The sequence below is a fragment of the Synechococcus sp. CC9311 genome, from assembly GCF_000014585.1.
GTDB lineage: Bacteria > Cyanobacteriota > Cyanobacteriia > PCC-6307 > Cyanobiaceae > Synechococcus_C.
This window is the reverse complement of sequence record NC_008319.1, coordinates 1783675-1801036: the sequence shown is the minus strand read 5'-3', so window position 1 is coordinate 1801036 and position 17362 is coordinate 1783675. Positions and strand designations below refer to the sequence as shown.

General features: G+C 54.9%; 17 protein-coding genes. 11 read left to right on the top strand and 6 right to left on the bottom strand.

What is annotated here, in order from left to right:
• Window positions 1-3 precede the first annotated feature (3 nt).
• Complete coding sequence (locus tag SYNC_RS09310; protein ID WP_011619936.1) at window positions 4-1800, bottom strand: proline--tRNA ligase; 1797 nt, start codon at window positions 1798-1800, stop codon at window positions 4-6.
• Window positions 1801-1948: 148 nt separating this feature from the next.
• Here SYNC_RS09310 and SYNC_RS09305 point away from each other — a divergent pair, with 148 nt between their 5' ends.
• The 5 genes from SYNC_RS09305 (at window position 1949) to SYNC_RS09285 (ending at window position 4057) form a co-directional block, all read left to right on the top strand.
• Window positions 1949-2413, top strand: a complete 465-nt coding sequence (locus tag SYNC_RS09305) for a hypothetical protein (protein ID WP_011619935.1) — start codon at window positions 1949-1951, stop codon at window positions 2411-2413.
• 122 nt (window positions 2414-2535) lie between these two features.
• On the top strand, window positions 2536-2772 hold the full coding sequence (locus SYNC_RS09300; RefSeq protein ID WP_011619934.1) for a hypothetical protein: 237 nt from the start codon (window positions 2536-2538) through the stop codon (window positions 2770-2772).
• Window positions 2714-3226, top strand: a complete 513-nt coding sequence (locus SYNC_RS09295; RefSeq protein WP_011619933.1) for an inorganic diphosphatase — start codon at window positions 2714-2716, stop codon at window positions 3224-3226. Before SYNC_RS09300 ends, SYNC_RS09295 begins: the two co-directional genes overlap by 59 nt.
• Before the next feature lie 106 nt (window positions 3227-3332).
• Window positions 3333-3692, top strand: coding sequence for a 2Fe-2S iron-sulfur cluster-binding protein (locus tag SYNC_RS09290; RefSeq protein ID WP_011619932.1), 360 nt, complete (start codon window positions 3333-3335; stop codon window positions 3690-3692).
• A 2-nt stretch (window positions 3693-3694) separates the two neighbouring features.
• Entirely contained in the window at window positions 3695-4057 is a 363-nt protein-coding gene (locus SYNC_RS09285; protein WP_011619931.1) for an arsenate reductase family protein, read from the top strand.
• Here SYNC_RS09285 and SYNC_RS09280 read toward each other — a convergent pair.
• Entirely contained in the window at window positions 4020-5525 is a 1506-nt protein-coding gene (locus SYNC_RS09280) for a hypothetical protein (RefSeq protein WP_011619930.1), read from the bottom strand. The genes SYNC_RS09285 and SYNC_RS09280 overlap by 38 nt on opposite strands.
• A gap of 51 nt (window positions 5526-5576) precedes the next feature.
• Here SYNC_RS09280 and lepB point away from each other — a divergent pair, with 51 nt between their 5' ends.
• Window positions 5577-6350, top strand: a complete 774-nt coding sequence (lepB, locus tag SYNC_RS09275) for a signal peptidase I (protein ID WP_011619929.1) — start codon at window positions 5577-5579, stop codon at window positions 6348-6350.
• Here the strand turns inward: lepB and SYNC_RS09270 are convergent.
• Window positions 6322-7599 (bottom strand): dihydroorotase, encoded by a 1278-nt coding sequence (locus SYNC_RS09270; RefSeq protein ID WP_011619928.1) that lies wholly within the window; start codon window positions 7597-7599, stop codon window positions 6322-6324. The two genes, lepB and SYNC_RS09270, sit on opposite strands and share 29 nt — an antisense overlap.
• Before the next feature lie 4 nt (window positions 7600-7603).
• Entirely contained in the window at window positions 7604-8932 is a 1329-nt protein-coding gene (locus SYNC_RS09265) for a histidine phosphatase family protein (RefSeq protein ID WP_237699309.1), read from the bottom strand.
• Between the two features lie 124 nt (window positions 8933-9056).
• Here SYNC_RS09265 and SYNC_RS09260 point away from each other — a divergent pair, with 124 nt between their 5' ends.
• From SYNC_RS09260 to SYNC_RS09240, 5 genes are all read left to right on the top strand, one after another.
• Window positions 9057-10436 (top strand): CPBP family intramembrane glutamic endopeptidase, encoded by a 1380-nt coding sequence (locus tag SYNC_RS09260; protein ID WP_011619926.1) that lies wholly within the window; start codon window positions 9057-9059, stop codon window positions 10434-10436.
• An 87-nt stretch (window positions 10437-10523) separates the two neighbouring features.
• Window positions 10524-10979, top strand: a complete 456-nt coding sequence (locus SYNC_RS09255) for a hypothetical protein (protein ID WP_011619925.1) — start codon at window positions 10524-10526, stop codon at window positions 10977-10979.
• A 4-nt stretch (window positions 10980-10983) separates the two neighbouring features.
• Window positions 10984-12795, top strand: a complete 1812-nt coding sequence (locus tag SYNC_RS09250; protein WP_011619924.1) for a penicillin-binding protein 2 — start codon at window positions 10984-10986, stop codon at window positions 12793-12795.
• Between the two features lie 54 nt (window positions 12796-12849).
• Window positions 12850-14022 carry a transaldolase gene (locus SYNC_RS09245; RefSeq protein ID WP_011619923.1) on the top strand — a complete coding sequence of 391 codons (1173 nt, stop codon included), beginning with the start codon at window positions 12850-12852 and terminating at the stop codon, window positions 14020-14022.
• Window positions 14023-14169: 147 nt separating this feature from the next.
• Window positions 14170-15684: a cryptochrome/deoxyribodipyrimidine photo-lyase family protein gene (locus SYNC_RS09240; protein ID WP_011619922.1), complete on the top strand. Its 1515-nt coding sequence runs from the start codon at window positions 14170-14172 to the stop codon at window positions 15682-15684.
• Here the strand turns inward: SYNC_RS09240 and SYNC_RS09235 are convergent.
• Complete coding sequence (locus SYNC_RS09235; RefSeq protein WP_011619921.1) at window positions 15681-16811, bottom strand: NAD(P)/FAD-dependent oxidoreductase; 1131 nt, start codon at window positions 16809-16811, stop codon at window positions 15681-15683. The two genes, SYNC_RS09240 and SYNC_RS09235, sit on opposite strands and share 4 nt — an antisense overlap.
• On the bottom strand, window positions 16808-17356 hold the full coding sequence (frr, locus tag SYNC_RS09230) for a ribosome recycling factor (RefSeq protein ID WP_011619920.1): 549 nt from the start codon (window positions 17354-17356) through the stop codon (window positions 16808-16810). The genes SYNC_RS09235 and frr overlap by 4 nt, the downstream gene beginning before the upstream one ends.
• Window positions 17357-17362: the final 6 nt, after the last annotated feature.

The following is a 17362-nucleotide window of genomic DNA, read 5'->3' as shown; positions in this document are numbered from 1 at the left end:
GGCTCAGAGTTGGATGCGGAGCTCGGTTGGGATTGCTTCGAGAAGGGACGAAATGGCTTCGGCTCGGCTTAAAACGTTGGCGTCCCGTTCTGAACGTTTCACCAGTTCCACATTCCCTTCTGCAGCAGCGCGACCAACGACAACTCTCCAAGGGATTCCAATGAGATCGGCATCCTTGAATTTCACCCCCGCGCGCTCCCCTCGATCGTCCAATAGGACATCGATCCCTGAGGCCAGGAGTTCGTTGTAAATCTCCTCACCGAGAGCCATCTGGACTTCGTCTTGAACATTGGCCACCACCACAATCACCTGAAACGGAGCAATGCTGAGCGGCCAGATGATGCCGGCGTCATCGTGATGCTGCTCCACGGCGGCTTGGGCCAGTCGTGAGATTCCGATGCCGTAACACCCCATCCAGAGGTGCTCCTGTTTTCCTTCTTTGGTGGTGATTTGAGCTCCCATGGATAGGGAGTACTTACGACCGAGTTGAAAAATATGCCCCACCTCAATCCCGCGTCGTTCTTCAAGGCTCTGTTCTGGGCGATGGACACAGTGATCGCCTGCTTTGGCATTGCGAAGATCCATCGCTGGAATGGTGCCGAGATCAGACCAGCTGGCCCCCCAGCGGTGTTCGTTGCTCGTGTTGGCTCCACAGACAAAGCGCTCTAGTTCGGCAGCTGTTGTGTCGGCGAGTTTGTAGAACCTTTCTTTCCAGCTGCGTGCCCCAGCGAGGGAGTGATCAGAGAGGTCAGGACCGATTGAGCCCAACGGCAATGGCTGCAGTCCTTGTGTTTTCACTTGATCAGCATTGATCGGGCTGAGATCGAGAACGGGGCTGTCCAGTTGTTGTGTCAGTGCATTGACGAGCTTCACCTCGTTGAGTTCTTGATCTCCTCGCAGACAGACAAGAACCGGCTGTTCATCGCCGGATTCAAGCTTGGCGAGGAGAAGCAGAACTTTGACGACCTGGCTGGGATGGAGCGATTGGGCCGAACAGAGCTCATCAATCGTGACCTGGCCGGGCGTGGAAATGACCCGAGATTCCCCGCTGGGTAACGGCAGAGCAGGTGGTGCGATCGAGACCGCTTTCTCTTGATTTGCTGCGTAATCACCATCTGGACTGATGAGGATTAAATCTTCTCCAGCATCTGCCGTCACCATGAATTCCTGGGATGCGGCGCCGCCGATCGCTCCACTATCGGCATCCACACCAACAGCCGTTAGACCACAACGTTGGAATACACGGGTGTAGGCCTTCTCCATCTCCTCATACATTCTGGCCAGGTCCCCTTCATCTCCATGAAAGGAATAGGCATCTTTCATGATGAATTCGCGGCCGCGCATCAAGCCAAAGCGTGGTCGAATTTCGTCCCTGAATTTGCTCTGAATTTGGTAAAGGGTGACGGGGAGTTGGCGATACGACCTCAGTAGATCACTGGCTAATTCCGTGATGACTTCCTCGTGGGTAGGGCCTAGTCCCAGGGAGCGCTCTTGGCGATCTTCAAGATGGAACATGATCCCCTCGCCTGCGGTGTAGCCCTGCCAACGGCCACTCTTTTCCCATAATTCGGCGGGTTGCAGTTGCGGTAGCAACGTTTCAAGAGCCCCAATTTGATTCATCTCCTCCCTGACGATTCTCATCACCCTTTGAAGAACCCTCCACATCAGTGGGAGATAGGCATAGATTCCTGATCCAACGCGTCGGATAAATCCGCCACGAATCAGCAATTGTTGCGAGGCGATTTCGGCGTCAGCGGGAACATCCCGCAGCGTCACCAGCATCAGGCGGGAGACGCGCATAGCGATCAACGTTGAATGAGGGTGGAAGCTACCACTGCTGCAAGAAAAAGGTCGCTTCAGGAAGTGTCCCGATAGCTTGGAACGACGCTGGCATCCTGAGTCTCAGCTGCTACTGTCTGCCCAATCCAGTCAGTCCTAAATCAGTCTCATGTTTCCTGGGTCGATCAATAGTTCTGTTTCTGCTGCCGAAGATTCCTCAATATCCGGAACAGATGTTGACGCAGTGATGGCTCAATCAGACGCCTTAGTTGCTATTGACGATGTCCAGAAATCTTTGAACCGGTCAAGAGCTTCTGTATATCGCTATACGAATACTGACCCTCGTAATCTAAATCCTCCTTTTAATCCCAGGAAATTAAATCCTGAATACCGTAGCGACCAAAAAGATCCTCTTCATTTTCATCCAAACGAAGTTGCGCGCTTCGCAAAAGATGTTTTGAGAATCAAGGAAGTCACTGTTGAAGTCCTCAATTCTCCATCCACTGCGATTCAGCAAGTGTTAGGCGCCATCCTCGAGGAATTGCGCCAGATTAGAGCTCACCTCGATTATCTTCCTGCAGCTCCATCCGACCTTGCGGCCCGTCGTGACCGTCAAGAACGTCCAGCCGCTTAGAGCTTTGATGGTGCGACAATTCTGTCTAGCTTTGTCATAACGCCTTTCCGGAGCTTTTCATGCCATCACGCATGGAGTGCATAGGGGTAATCCCTCTACCGGATGTCCTTAACCCTGTCTGAATGGACCCCGAGCCTGCCCGCGAACTTTCTCAGCAACCCTCCTTTCAAGTTGCTGCTCCAACACTTGCCTTTTTGGGGTTCATCGTCGCTTTCACCAGCCTTGGAATTCCGTTGGCTGCTGTGCTGACCGACCGACCTCCAATCGACTCTTTGACACCACTCACTGCGCAAGATCGCCATGGATCTGAGGTCCCTGCCTCCTTCTCCCTCTCCGGGGCTACTCAATCTGATCGTTGAGATCCCAGCAGGTAGTTGCAATAAATATGAGTTTTCAGAAGACGTTGGAGTGATGGCACTGGATCGTGTGCTCCATCCCTCGATTCGCTACCCCTTCGACTATGGATTTGTTCCCAATACCCTTGCCGAGGACGGATCGCCTCTCGATGCAATGGTGATCATGGCGGAACCCACCTTCGCGGGGTGTTTGATCAAGGCCAGGCCGATTGGGGTGCTCGACATGAATGACACCGGCCATTACGACGGCAAGATCCTCTGTGTTCCAGTTGCTGACCCTCGGCAAGCAGGAATTCAGAGCATCCAACAAATTGCACCTAGCCAGCTTGAGGATGTGGCCGAGTTTTTCCGTACTTACAAAAATATGGATGGTCGTGTCATTTCGATTGGAGGTTGGCGTGATTCGGATGCCGTCGCTCCCCTGTTGGAGGCATGCATTCGGGCGGCCGGTGGTTAGGTGGTCAGGATGCTGAATTCAGATTTTCTCGGCAAAATCTGTGATTGAGGCGCTAAGACGGCCGTACTTCTTGTAAGTTGGTTCGCGCCTAGATTGTGAACGACCCGTGCCCACCATCCGTTTTGAGCAGGAAGGCCAACAGGTCGGTTGCATCGAAGGAGCGAATTTACGCAAAGCAGCCCTTTCATCCGGGGTCAATCCTTATAAGGGTTTTAATAACCTCAACAACTGTGGCGGGGTTGGCCAGTGCGGAACCTGTGTGATCGAGGTTCTCGAAGGAGCTCAGAACCTTTCACCACGAAGCGATGTGGAAGAGGTTTATCTTTCTGACCGTCCTGCGAACTATCGCTTGAGCTGCCGCACGAGTGTGAATGGCGATGTGACCGTTCGGACTCGCCCCGACGAAGGAGTTGGCAAGGGTTCAAACAGCTTGCTAGGTGCTGTGAAGAACTTGTTTGGACGTTGAGCTTGGCTCCACCCATCAAGGTTTACAGCTACTCCCGATGTTCAACTTGTCGTAAGGCCTTGGCTTGGCTGGATGCCAACAACTTGGCCTATGAGGTCGTTGACATCACAATTGCTCCTCCTTCAAAAGAGGTGCTTTCGCTCGCTTTTGAACGGTTAGTTCGTCGTCAACTTCTCTTTAACACCAGTGGCCAGAGCTATCGAGCTCTGGGAGCACAGGTTGTGAAAGCGATGAGTGACGATGATGCACTGACTGCGTTGGCTGCAGATGGGCGTTTGATCAAACGCCCTTTTGTTGCTTTGCCCAGCGGCGATTTTTTGGTGGGATTCAAGCCCGAGGATTGGAATCAGGCTCTTTTGGGTTGAAATTAAGCCCATCGAGCTCTGTGATCAGTTCGTCCACGCCACCTTGGGTGTGCAGTTGGAACATGCTGGTGCGTTTAAATTCTTCGAGAAACGCCACCAAGAGTTCTTGGCTCCGTTCCAGTACGACGCCTTGTTCGAGCGTTCGTGCGAGCTCCTCCCAGAATCGATCGAGTGTTTGAATCCCAAGATCTTCGAGAATTTGATCTTTCTGGCCAAGTTGGTCGCCCGCACTCTTTGAAAGCCCCAACAGTGAATCCACCATCCCCATGGCGAGTTGACGGCTCAGTTCGGATTCAGCTTTTTGAACTCCAGGCAGCTCCCTTAGCGGCGCCGGCAAGACCAGGCCATCGAGATTTCGCTGAAGAGCGTGGCCAAATAGCGCCACGAGTTGCGGCCGCATCCCTGGACCTACCTGCGTGAGAATGAGAGGGAGCCAGAGCCGCAGCAGCTCCGCGAGTTCCTGTTCTTCGCTGCTGTCAACAGACTGATGACTACAAAGCCGGAGAATCCTTTCGGGAAGGTTCGGCGAGCGCACGATGCCTTGCATGGCATCCAGAACACGCAATGTGATCACTTCAAATAATTCGAGTGCCAGGACCGCGACAACCCCGCGACTGACGGCTGCTCGAAGGGGCTCAAGATTAAGAAGCTGAGCGCGGGATAGCCGCTCTGTGACTGGAACGATTCGCAATAGGCGCCAAAATGGAATTAAGAGGGGTAGGTCAATCCAACGCCTAAGTAAGGCATCTCTCCAGCTAATCGCCCGAAAACGCCGTTTCAGTCGGAGCGTCCGGACCAGGATGTCCAAAAGGAACAACGTTTGAAAAGGAATGTCGATCCGCCAGGAGAGGTCGATGGGCATTCCGTTTTCATCAATCCCGCGCGAGTAATTGGTCTCCGCTAGCGGAAGCACTTTGGTGTTCCAAAACTGGCGCTCTTTTCCCCAGTCATGCTTGCTCAAGTAGCGGTCGCTGAGGAGATAGGCCGCCGCTTGCTTGGCTGAATCCATCCCAGCTCTTGCTCTAAGACGGTTCTTGAGCTTTTCGAATGCACCTACATTCCCAGAACTGATGAACGGGTTTTCATCCAATAATTGGCTATTCCTGACCACCATTTCAAGCCGCAATTGTCGTGCGGCTTCACTGTTGATGCCCAATTTTGAAGCGGTGCTTTCGAGCCTGCGGAAATGCTCGACATAGGACATCGTGTCTCGGTGAACTTCGATGCCCTTCAGCGGGTCATAGAAGGGTGTGATGTCCGGCAGCCAGGGCAGTGGCAAGGCCAAGTTGATCGAGGGGAGGGGATAAAGCGTTCTCTGCAGCCAGAAATTTCGCAGAGGGATATAGGTGACATCGAAAATCACCCAGATCAAATTGAGCGCTGCAATCAGGGCTAAGACCTGATCCCAGCGATTCCAGAACAATTGGGTGGTGCGGGGTTTCACGCCCTGCCAGCGGGGTCGGACCATGGATCACCGTGCCTGTTTTCAGGCTAGAAGCGCAGGCTGATCGCGCCTATCGTGATCTTGAGGATTGAAGCAAGGTGCCTGTTGGCTGATAAGCAACACAACAGTCGTTCTGACGATGACCGGCCCACCAGCAGCGAGCCTCATCAGGAGCCCAACAAGGCTCTGAAAAAGGACCGGGGTTCTGGACATCCGCTCTGGGATTTTTGGGGCCCGCTGTTTTTCACGATGGCTCTCTATTTCGGGATTCGTCATTATTTGGCCGAGGCACGCTTCATTCCCTCAGGCTCGATGCTCCCTGGCTTGCAGATCCAAGATCGGCTGCTTGTCGAGAAGCTCACCTATCGCGGCCGCAAACCTCGGCGGGGAGAAATTGTTGTGTTCAATTCCCCCTATGCCTTCGATCCTGCACTGCGCTCAACAACGTCACCCCCCCCTTTCCAATGCGTTCTCGCCAATATCCCTTTGATTGGGTTGATTCCTGGCGTCAGTCATCCGTCCTGTGATGCCTACATCAAACGCGTTGTGGCTGTGGCAGGTGATCAGGTGGTAGTGAACCCTCGAGGAGAGGTTCGTGTGAACGGTGTTGATCTCGACGAACCGTATGTGACCAATTACTGCCCTCTGGACAAGCGGGGGATGAGCCTTTGCCGCACCCTGAACGCCACGGTTCCGGAGGGACGGGTACTCGTTCTTGGTGACAACCGCAGTAACAGCTGGGATGGTCGCTATTGGCCGGGGGGGGCCTTCCTGCCTGAAGATCAGATTATTGGTCGAGCGGTCTGGCGTTTCTGGCCGTTTAATCGACTTGGTTCGTTGGGATCTTGAGTCCACAACTCACCACTTGCCCCCGAATTGCAAGGCCGATCCACGGTTGATTGGCCGCTTTGGGGGCGTAGAGGGCATCACGGGCTTGATCCCAGGTTTGGTCAGGATCAAAGAGCAACCAGCGGTTGCTTCCGATGCTGAGTCGTTCTTCGTCTTGGCCAAGCAACCGTGCCGGCCCAAAACTGAGCGCTTGCCATAGCTGGTTTACGCTCCACCCCAAATCGACCACAAGGCGTTGCCAGAGCGTTGGCAGCACCAAGTGGTGCCCTGATAAGCCTTTCGGACGTTGATCGGGAGGCAACAGGCACTCCTCATCGTCAAGGGGAATGCCATGGACAGCAACGGCATTGATCGTTCCTTCTCCTAAGGCCTGAATTAAGGCTTGGCGATCGGCTTGTCCTCCAATGGAAGGGGTGACAAACCAATGGGTGGCTTCTGCTGTTTGGTTGGAACGATCCTGTACCAGGTGCCACCAGCTCACAGTGGCCAGTGGTGGAGACGTTGTGTGGCTCAGCATCTCTACGCCATCAGCGGTGGAGAGATTCATGAGCACAAGCTTGCGAGTGTTGTGCCGTCGCTGCAGCTCCAGGAGTTGCCCCATGGGAAGCGTTTCGCTGATAGTTGGATCGGCAGGCCATCCGGCTCGTAGTGTTTCAACGCCCTCCCGGATCATTCCGTTGCCGCGCAAGCTGGCGTCATTGGGTGCAATCAGCACAGGGGCCCCAGCCATCTCCCCAAGCAGTAACGCGCGGTCGATGAGGTTGGTAGGTGGGATCTTCTGCCCAGCACTGAGACCGATTGCACCTGCTTCAAGAAGATCGGCGTGACTGCTGAGGCGTTCTCCTTCACCGCGATGGCTGAAGCTTCCCCATAAATGAACTTTGAGATCGCAATCCCTTGGTTGGAAACCCTTTAAGCGTTCTGGGCTGTCCCGCTCCGATTCACCGTTTGGAAGCAGCGCTAGTTGTCCATAACCGGCTCGCCCTGCAGCGTTGATGAGCGTTTCGAGCGTCTCTCCCCCGCCTGTAAATGGACTGGGAAGGCTTGAATGGGGGTCGACGAGACATGGGGCCAGGAGTTGGTGGGCCCGGTTCTGGCCTGCAAGACCTCGCTCAGCAGCTCTCTCCCTCGCTTCGTCCCCAAGGGCGATGAGACGATCACCCTCAAAGAGAGCAGCGCTTCCTACTTGGAGCGGCTGATCGCTGGCGACTAGAACCTGTACCGGATCGAGCAGCATCGTCTCAGTCATGGGTTCAAAGTGCTCCCGCTGCTGTTCGATCCAGAACCCCACCGAGGTGGGATGTGAGATTCAGGCAACTCACAACTGCAGGTTGGCTGGGATCTTCGGGCATGTCGATCACCGTGACGCCACCGTTGCCTTGTTTCACAGACCAAATGTCTTTGGGCGCGAGCCCTAAGAGGTGGCAAAGGATTGTTTTATTGACTGCATCATGCGCCACAACTAAGGCTGTCTCGGACGGCTTGAGGCCATCAGCGATGGTGTTCCAACAGTCCACGGAGCGTTCCCATACATCTTGAATCGTTTCTCCTTCCGGCATTTGTACGGTTTCGGGAGCTTCCTTCCAGGCTTGGAGTAACTCTTCCCAGCCCTCCCGAATTTCTGATTCCAGTTTTCCCTCCCAAAGCCCGTGACCGATTTCCATCAGGCCATCAGTCACGGTGAGCGGGACGCCTGAGTGCGATTTCAAAATCCCCTCAGCGGTTTCTCTTGGGCGAGACATTGAGCTGCTGTAGGCCCGATCAAGAGTTACACCTTCGAGGAAGGAGCGCGCAGCTTCTGCTTGGGCATGGCCATTGCTATTGAGAGGAATATCAATCTGACCCTGAAAACGTCCCTGCCGGTTCCAATCCGTTTCACCGTGGCGGACAAGGATTAGACGGGCCTTGGAGCCTTTGGCTGGCAGCGCAGGTTCTAGGTGGGCAATGTTGTTTAAGCATTCGATCTGAACTTGGTAACCATTCGGTCCTGGGGAGAGGTTGAACACCGACAACGATGCGTTGTCCAAGCGCAGCCGCCTGAAGCCACCTTGGGGCTCGCCAAGCAACACCAGGATTAAGCAGCGGAGAATGGCGTTGTGACCTACCACCAGCACGGTGTCGTCGCTGGTCACCGGATGCCGATCCATGAGGCCTTTCAAGAATGCCCGCGCCTGAACCATCAACTCGGTAACCGGTTGATAATGAGTGCCGTCAGCGCGAGTGAGTTCCAGGGCTTCGGGTCGTTGACGCCAGGTGGTGAAGCCCTCTGGATCCTTGATCGCCCGTTCATCGGCGGTTAGTCCGCTCCAGGGCTCAAGATCAATCTCCAGTAGTCCGTCATCCAGGACGGGGGAAAGCCCGTCTTCACGCACGCTCAGAACGCCGGCTGCGGTGGCGGCAGCACGTTGAAGAGGAGAGCTGTAGGCCGCATTAATCGGCACGTCGGCCAAGGCCTTGCCTATGCGCCGCGCTTGGTCTTCGCCAGTCGCAGTGAGTGTTGAAAGATCATTACGACCCTGGATGCGGCGCTCAACGTTGAAGCTGCTTAGGCCGTGGCGGACCAGGAGGAGACGCAGTGACACCGCAACAAGGAGGAAAGGCGCGGTCATCGTATGGGCGCACGGTCGAATTACACGCCGAAATGGTCAAAATCGGTTGTTGGCAGCCCTTCGCCGGAGAGAATTGGTTGCAGTCGCCCATCGTCTGTTGACCAGCCCGCTGAACGGACGTTCAAACGCAGTGCCCAAGTGGAAAGTCCTTTTGGCTGTCGTTTCGATGGTGCTGGCTTGCAGCGTTTGGTTCCTCGGCTTGATGGATAGCCTCGGGCGACCCTCTGTGGCTCCCGCGTTGTCTTTGGAGCAGCAAGAGCTTGCGTTGTTGGCCGAACCGGCGTTGACGCCATCGCTCAAACCTCTGCTTGTTGGCCAAGATCCAGCCAAGAGCTTGCTTGAAACTCTTAGAGAGATCCCTCTCGACAGCCTCAGTGATCGCCAAACACTCTTATTTGCATCGTTAGAAAACGACCCAGGGCGTCGCAAGACCCTGCTGGAGACTCCACTCCAGCTACCCAACCTTCGGACGCTTCAGGAGACCCTGGCCACCGAGCCCCTTCCTCGCGATCTCTCCTCTCGTGATCAAGACCTGTTGACTGATAACAGTCCTGATCCCTTAACCCAGCGTCTGGTCTGTGAAGCGCTGGGAGGGGTCCAGGCTGATTGTGTGGAAAGCTCAGCAGCCAAGGCCGCGGCCCGACGTCTTGTTCTCAGTGAGCTGATGCCGCTCGGAGCGTTGTTGTTGGGATCTCTTCTGCTGGTTCGGCAGCTTTGGTTGCTTTTTCGCCGAAAGCAGTCCGCCTGGCCTGAGCTGCAAGCCGCTCCCCTTGGCTTGGTTGACATGGTGCTTCTGATCGCTGGCGGTTTTGTTGTGTTGGGTGAGGTGTTGGTCCCGCTTCTTGTAACGCCTCTTTCAGCCTTGGTGGCTCGGAGCATTGCGGCGCCGCTCAACCAGTCGGTGGCTGTGCTCATTGGCTATTGCGCTTTAGCAACGCCACCGCTTCTCATTCTTAAAAGTCAGCTTGATGGTCTGGATCAACGTTTGGTGCCTGCAGGCGGTTGGCTGCAGTGGCGCGTGCGCCCGTGGTGGACAGCTCTGTTTCAGGGCGGTCGCGCCTGGTTGATGGTGATGCCACCAGTGGTGTTGACCGGTTGGCTGATGAGTCGGTTTATCGGCGATCAGGGAGGCAGTAATCCATTGCTGGAAATGGTGCTGAACGGCAGAGATCCGTTGGCCTTGTTTCTGCTGGCCATCACCGCGGTTGTGTTAGCCCCTTTGTTTGAAGAAACCGTATTCCGTGGGGTGTTGTTGCCGGTTTTAGGACGTTCGTTCGGGCGTGGTTGGAGCGTGTTCGGTAGCGCCCTTGTGTTTGCGGTTGCTCACCTCAGCATTGGTGAATTACTTCCTTTATTGGTTCTTGGTTTGGGGTTGGCATTGCTGCGTTTGAGCAGTGGTCGTCTTCTTCCTTGTGTGGTGATGCATGCTCTCTGGAACGGTGTCACCTTCCTGAATCTTGTCTTGCTCGGAAGTTGAGCCAATTTCCCTGATGCTGTAAGACATTTCAGCCTTGCGGGCGGACCATACGGGTGGTTCACTGGCGAATCACCATATTCGTTCAAAGTGGTCGCGGTTCCCCAAACTCAACCTGCTCCACAGGAACATGCATCAGCCACTGGTGCCTTCGAGCTCATCCAGGGCTCACTGTCGGCCAAGCGTGTTGCACGCCGCTCTCCTCTGCTTGCTGGCCTTCATCGTGCGGCTGATGGCAGTTTGATTGGTGTTTTTACAGCCGTGCTGGCTCTCAGTGGCCTCACTCTTCACTGGCAATACCGCTGGACGGTCGCCTTTGAACGCTTGGAGAACACACGAGGTGTGGGCCATCGGCTGACGGAGTCCACAGCCATGCTGGAGCGTTATCTCCTCGATCGAACCCAGACGCCAAAGTCGATGGTTCCGACGACCGCAGAAAAATTGTTGTATCTCGAACGTCCCACTGAGGCGGAATCCGGCGGATCCCACGATCATCTGGCTTTCATTGGCTCCTTGATGGATCGTTCAATTCATCACGGGTATTAAACAGATGCCAGCCAACCGGCAAGGCTCGACCTCCAAGGCTCGTCGTGAACGACGACGGGTGATCCGTCTTGAGCCGGTGCCGGCCGGTCGAATGAAAGTGGTGTTTGTCCTGCTGTGTGCAGGCTTGTTTGGATTGGTCGGGCGTATGGCCTGGCTACAGATTTTTCAAGCCTCTGAGTTGGAGACGCGGGCCCGATTGGTGCAAACGCAACGCACCAAGCCCCTTGGCAGCCGTCGGCCGATAGTGGATCGCAACGGCAGACTCGTGGCCTTAGACGAGGAGCGCTACCGACTCTGGGCCCATCCTCGTTACTTCAACTTTCCTGGCGACGAGCCAACGCTGATTCGTGACCGTAAAGAGGTTGCTGCACTCCTGTCTCCCGTGTTGGCCCTTTCGACTGGCGAGATCAACAAAAGAATGGGAGACAGCTCTTCTGGCATCAAGTTGGCGGAGGGCGTCGACCCTGAAACAGCAACAACAGTTCGTTCCCTAGGAATCAGTGGCATCGATCTCGAGCCCTATCCCTACCGCGTTTATCCGCAGGGATCTCTCTTTGCCAATGTCGTTGGTTTCCTCAATCAAGAGCGTCAGCCTCAGGCGGGGCTGGAGCAAAGTCGTGATGAAGATCTCCAGCGCCACGAACAGGCCCGTAGTCTTCGTCGCGGAGCAGATGGAACTCCGTTGCCAGACAACCTGGCCCCCGGGGTGTTTTTCGGGGATGACCTGAGATTGCAGCTCACCTTGGATGCTCGCTTGCAGGAGCTGGCTGCAAAGGCGCTGACGGCACAGGTAAAAACCTGGAAAGCCAAAAAGGGAGTGGCAATCGTGATGGATGTCCTCAATGGCGAATTAATGGCGCTCGCCTCAACGCCGACGTATGACGCGAATCGTTATTGGGACTTCAAGCCAGAACGTTTTAGGGAATGGTCCGTTCAAGATCTTTACGAACCGGGGTCAACTTTTAAACCGATCAATTTGGCTTTAGCGCTGCAAGAAGGTGTGATCCAACCCAATGAGACGGTTTACGACAGTGGGGCCCTCACCATTGGTGGCTGGCCGATTCGCAACCACGACCGCAAGGGCAATGGCGTTGTGGATTTTGCAACGGTGCTTCAGGTGTCGAGCAATGTCGGCATGGTCCAGGCGATGCGCAAAATGCGTCCCTCTAATTACTGGGACTGGTTGAACCGACTTGGGCTCGATGCGAAGCCGGATACAGACCTTCCAGGTGCGGTGGCGGGCCAGTTGAAGACCAAGGAGCAATTCACCACTCAGGCCATCGAGCCAGCAACCGCAGCATTTGGTCAAGGCTTCTCGCTCACGCCTCTCAAGCTTGTTCAACTCCACGCACTGATCGCCAATGGCGGGAGGCTTGTGAGCCCTCACATCACTCGTGGTTTAAGGGCTGGTCATGCGTTGGCGCCAAGTGGAGCGCGGATGGGACAGCCCCTGCTCCGCCCAGAGGTCACTCGCACGGTTTTGAACTGGATGGAATCAGTGGTGGAAAAAGGTAGTGGTAAGGGGGTTCGCACCCCTGGTTATCGCATTGGTGGCAAAACAGGCACGGCCCAAAAGGCAGTGAATGGTGTGTATGTCCCAGGAGCTCTGATTTGCAGTTTTGTCGCAACGCTTCCGATAGAGAACCCTCGTTATGTCGTGCTGGTGGTGGTTGATGAACCACAAGGGGCCCATGCCTATGGCTCAACTGTGGCTTTGCCTGTGGCTAAATCCATCATTGATGGGCTTTTGGTGATTGAAAAAATTCCACCAAGTGGCCCGGTTAAATCTGCACAAACGGACACATCTCTCCCCTGAGCTGTCAGTTTGAAAAACGTCGCTACTTTGAATTCATAGAGTTTTAAGTGCGCCATGGCCACCCTCCTTGAGCAGCTTTCCGCCATGACAGTGGTGGTGGCCGATACGGGTGATCTCGAAGCGATCAGGCGTTTCACTCCTCGTGATGCGACGACCAACCCCTCCCTGATCCTTGCTGCAGCTCAGATTCCTGCTTATGAGAATCTCATTGATGAAGCTCTGCGGTCATCTCGCCGGCTTTTAGGAGAGAGCGCTCCGGTGGAGCAAGTGGTTCACGAAGCGCTTGATGAAATCAGCGTGATATTCGGAAAGGAAATTCTGAAGATCGTTCCTGGCCGAGTTTCAACGGAAGTGGATGCCCGCCTGAGTTATGACACCGAGGCAACGATTGAAAAAGGGCGGAAGCTTATTCGCCTCTACAACGACTCAGGAATCAGTAATGATCGTGTTTTGATCAAAATTGCCTCCACTTGGGAGGGAATTAAAGCGGCTGAAGTTCTTGAGAAGGATGGAATTCATTGCAACCTCACCCTGTTGTTTGGCTTCTCTCAAGCTGTGGCTTGCGCTGAGGCAAGCGTGACCTTGATCTCGCCATTTGTGGGTCGCATTCTCGATTGGTTCAAGGCCGACACAGGACGCGATTCCTATCCAGGTCCCGAAGATCCTGGTGTGATTTCAGTCACCAGCATCTTCAACTACTTCAAGACATACGGGTATAAAACCGAAATCATGGGAGCTAGCTTCCGCAATCTTGATGAGATCACTGAGCTTGCCGGTTGTGATCTATTGACAATTTCCCCGAAATTGCTGGACCAATTGCGAAGTAGTGATGCTGCGCTAATTCGCAAGCTTGATCCTGCGAATCTCGCTCCTGTTTCAGAGCAAATGCACGTAGATCAGGAGCTCTTCATCTCAATGATGGCTGAAGATCGAATGGCCACTGACAAGCTCAGTGAAGGCATCAAAGGTTTCAGCAAAGCGATCGAAACTCTCGAGCAGCAACTCGCGCACCGTTTGGCTCAGCTTGAGGGTGGATCCGCATTTAGCCATGCCGTTCAAGAAATTTTTATGTTGAACGACTTCAACGGCGATGGTTGCATCACCCGCGATGAATGGTTGGGAAGTGATGCGGTCTTTGACGCCTTAGACCAAGATCATGACGGTCGTTTGACACCAGACGATGTGCGTTTGGGTTTCGGTGGTGCTTTGTCCTTGACTGCTGTTTGATCGAGCTGGTTTGAGGCTTTTGCCATCAAGTACGCCCTCACTCAATAGAGCAAGGGCGTTTCATTTCAGAGGCTTGCAACAGAGGCTCGCTGAGTCTGTACTCCATCGTTAGGGTCAATCGATGAGGCTTTAGGGGGGTCGGCTTCAATGGCGCTCCAGCTTGTCTGGTTCAAGCGAGACCTTCGGGTGAAAGATCACAAGCCTTTGCAGCAGGCCTTGCTCAGGGGACCAGTTCTCCCGCTTTATGTCGTTGAGCCCGAGTTGTGGCAGCAGCAAGACGCCTCGGAGAGGCAGTGGTTGTTTTGTCGGGAGTCTTTGCTGGATTTGCGCCTGGCTCTTGCGGCGCTAGGCCAACCGCTTTTGGTCCGCAGTGGTGATGTGGTGGAGGTGTTCGAGCGAGCCCATCGTCAATTTGGTCTTGAGGCGCTCTGGAGCCATGAGGAAACCGGCAATGGTTGGACCTATCAGCGCGACCAACGGGTAGCCCTTTGGTGCCGGCAGCACGGCATCGCTTGGAAGGAAATCCCCCAGTTTGGTGTGATCCGCCGGCTGCGTTCGCGCACTCGTTGGGCTAAACGCTGGGAAGCGCAGATGGCCGAACCGATCACTCCATCCCCGTTAGGTCTGCCATCCATCGAGGGGATCGATGCCGGCGTTATTCCTGACTGCCCCCATCCGACGTTGGCATCTGATCCATGCCCGCATCGCCAAAGCGGTGGCCGGTCGATGGCATTGCTGGAACTGGATGATTTCCTCGAACATCGGGCGCCGGGGTATGCGCGCTCCATTTCCAGCCCCAACACCGCTTTCACCGGTTGTTCTCGGCTCTCCGCTTATCTCACCTGGGGATGTCTTTCGATGCGAGAGGTGATCCAAACAAGCCGTGGCTTCAGCGGCCGTGGAATTAGCAGCTTCGAGTCCCGTTTGCATTGGCATTGTCACTTCATTCAAAAGCTTGAAGCGCAGCCGTCGATTGAATTCGAAGATTTTCATCCGTTCATGCGTGGGCTGCGCTGCACGAATGATCAGCGGCTCCTCGCCTGGGCTGAGGGACGCACTGGAGTGCCTTTCGTAGATGCCTGCATGCGTGCCTTGCGGGCCCACGGTTGGATCAACTTCAGGATGCGAGCGATGTTGATGTCATTTGCCAGCTACCACCTCTGGTTGCCGTGGCGTGATAGCGGCCTTCATCTGGCGCGGCAGTTCGTGGACTATGAGCCCGGAATCCATTGGAGCCAGTGCCAGATGCAGTCAGGCAGTACGGCCATCAATACCGTTCGGGTTTACAACCCGATCAAGCAGGGGCAAGACCATGACTTGAACGGTGAATTCATTCGCACTTGGGTGCCTGAACTCCATCTCGTTTCCAATGTCTACGTGCATGAGCCGTGGAAGTTGTCGACGGCAGCGCAACGACAAGCTGGGCTCCAGCTTGGAGTGGACTATCCCTTGCCCATGGTGGAACCTGCGCTTGCGGCGAGGGAAGCCAAGCAGAGGATTTGGGCGATCAGGGAGCGCTCTGGGTTTTCTGCCATTGCCGATGGCATTCAGCAGCGTCACGGGTCGAGACGTTCGGGCTTGGCACCTACAGGCAAGGGCCGCCATCGACGACGACGAAACCCTAGGCCCGATGGTTCACAACAGCTAACGCTTGATCTTTAACCCCTTTGCAGCATCAATCGGCGGATGACCCTCTGCGCGATGTCGCCGTATCCCATCTCACCAGAAAGAATTTGGGCAATGCGCTGCGGCGCAGTGGGGCGCTTGATTCCGAGTTGATAGCCCACTTTCGGAAATCGATAAAACACTTGGGCTATGCGGCGTCCCCAAGCCATCGAATCGCCCCAACGTTCGCGCATGCTCGCTGTGTAGTTGGACAGATCTGGCTGAGTCCCATTCAGCCAAGAATCAAGACTGGCTGCTGCTTCGCAGCCGCTCATTAGCGATGGCCTGAGGCCTTCGGCCAGAAAGGGATCGCAGAGCGATGCGGCATCCCCTACTGCCACGATGCCTTTGCCATGGAGGGGTGTGTGGCCATTCCAAACTCTTAAATCGGCGTTTTGTCGCAGCCCGTCTGTGGAAGAAAACCCCAGATCCGGTAGGAGTTGCTCGAGCACGGCTTCCGCGTCACTGGCCCGTCGCCCAATAAAAGTGCCAACTCCCACATTGATGCCGTTCGCCAGAGGAAACGCCCAGGCGAAACCATGGTGAACGAGCCCAAATTCAAACCTTGCTGTTCCTGGTTGCAAGGTTCCCATTCCTTCGAGTCGAACAGAGAGCGTCTTGGCCATGTGGAGAGCTCGAGGGCCGATTCCAAAGCGTGTGGGCCAGGGAGAACCTGAGCCATCAGCCAAAACAACGGCTTTGGCATCGATGACTTCACCGTCTTTGCTGCGAACAAGCCAGTGGTTTTCATCTCGTTCAAGGTCTACAACCTCGAAGGGTCGGCGCAGCTCTGCACCTAAAGCGATCGCTTGCTGAAGCAACAGTGCGTCAAGCCGTTCACGTTTGACGATCCAGAATGGTGCAGAACCTGGAAGCTCAGCAACCACTGGATCAGTGAGACACCAGCTGAAATCAACCTGTTGGATGACGTCATCCACAGCTGGTTGAAGGTCGAAGGGGAACCACTGCTGAACGGATGCCGCCATCCCACCACCGCATGGTTTGATCCGCTCTGAACGCTCGCGTTCCAGAACGGTGACGCGATGTCCTAGGTGGGCGAGATGGAAAGCCGTGCTGGAGCCGGCTGCACCGGCCCCGATAACAACAACGTCAGTGGTGCTCAAACCTTGAGGATTTCAACCTCTTTATCAGCTAGATGTTTTTCAAGTTCTGCAATGAAACGATCGGTTGTTTTCTGAACTTGATCTTGCTCATCTCGGCTTTGATCCTCTGAAAGATCACCCTCCTTTTCCTGTTTCTTGATTTTGTCAATCGCGTCACGACGCACGCTGCGCAATGCCACCTTTCCCTCTTCTGAATACTTTGCAGCAAGCTTGCAGAACTCTTTTCTGCGCTCTTCTGTGAGAGGTGGCACGTTGATGCGAATGATCTTGCCGTCGTTGTTGGGCGTGAATCCCAAGTCACTCGTGGCGATCGCTTTTTCGATAAGCGCCAGGGATCCCATATCGAAGGGTTGAACGGCAATCGTTTGCGAGTCGGGAGTGGAGAGACTGGCTAGTGACTTCAGTGGTGTGTCAGCGCCGTAATACTCAACATTGATTCGATCCAACAACGAAGGATTGGCTCGGCCCGTGCGAATGGTGTTGAAGTTGCGCTGGGTGGCTTCCACCGACTTGCGCATGTTGGCTTCGAGATCTGAGTTCGACATGACGAT

Bases quoted from the DNA above. Each gene is read 5' to 3' on its own strand.
- SYNC_RS09270 (WP_011619928.1), bottom strand. From the start codon at position 7,599: ATGACTGAGACGATGCTGCTCGATCCGGTACAGGTTCTAGTCGCCAGC.
- SYNC_RS09300 (WP_011619934.1), top strand. From the start codon at position 2,536: ATGGACCCCGAGCCTGCCCGCGAACTTTCTCAGCAACCCTCCTTTCAA.
- SYNC_RS09240 (WP_011619922.1), top strand. From the start codon at position 14,170: ATGGCGCTCCAGCTTGTCTGGTTCAAGCGAGACCTTCGGGTGAAAGAT.
- SYNC_RS09250 (WP_011619924.1), top strand. From the start codon at position 10,984: ATGCCAGCCAACCGGCAAGGCTCGACCTCCAAGGCTCGTCGTGAACGA.
- SYNC_RS09305 (WP_011619935.1), top strand. From the start codon at position 1,949: ATGTTTCCTGGGTCGATCAATAGTTCTGTTTCTGCTGCCGAAGATTCC.
- SYNC_RS09280 (WP_011619930.1), bottom strand. From the start codon at position 5,525: ATGGTCCGACCCCGCTGGCAGGGCGTGAAACCCCGCACCACCCAATTG.
- SYNC_RS09295 (WP_011619933.1), top strand. From the start codon at position 2,714: ATGGATCTGAGGTCCCTGCCTCCTTCTCCCTCTCCGGGGCTACTCAAT.
- frr (WP_011619920.1), bottom strand. From the start codon at position 17,356: ATGTCGAACTCAGATCTCGAAGCCAACATGCGCAAGTCGGTGGAAGCC.
- SYNC_RS09245 (WP_011619923.1), top strand. From the start codon at position 12,850: ATGGCCACCCTCCTTGAGCAGCTTTCCGCCATGACAGTGGTGGTGGCC.
- SYNC_RS09310 (WP_011619936.1), bottom strand. From the start codon at position 1,800: ATGCGCGTCTCCCGCCTGATGCTGGTGACGCTGCGGGATGTTCCCGCT.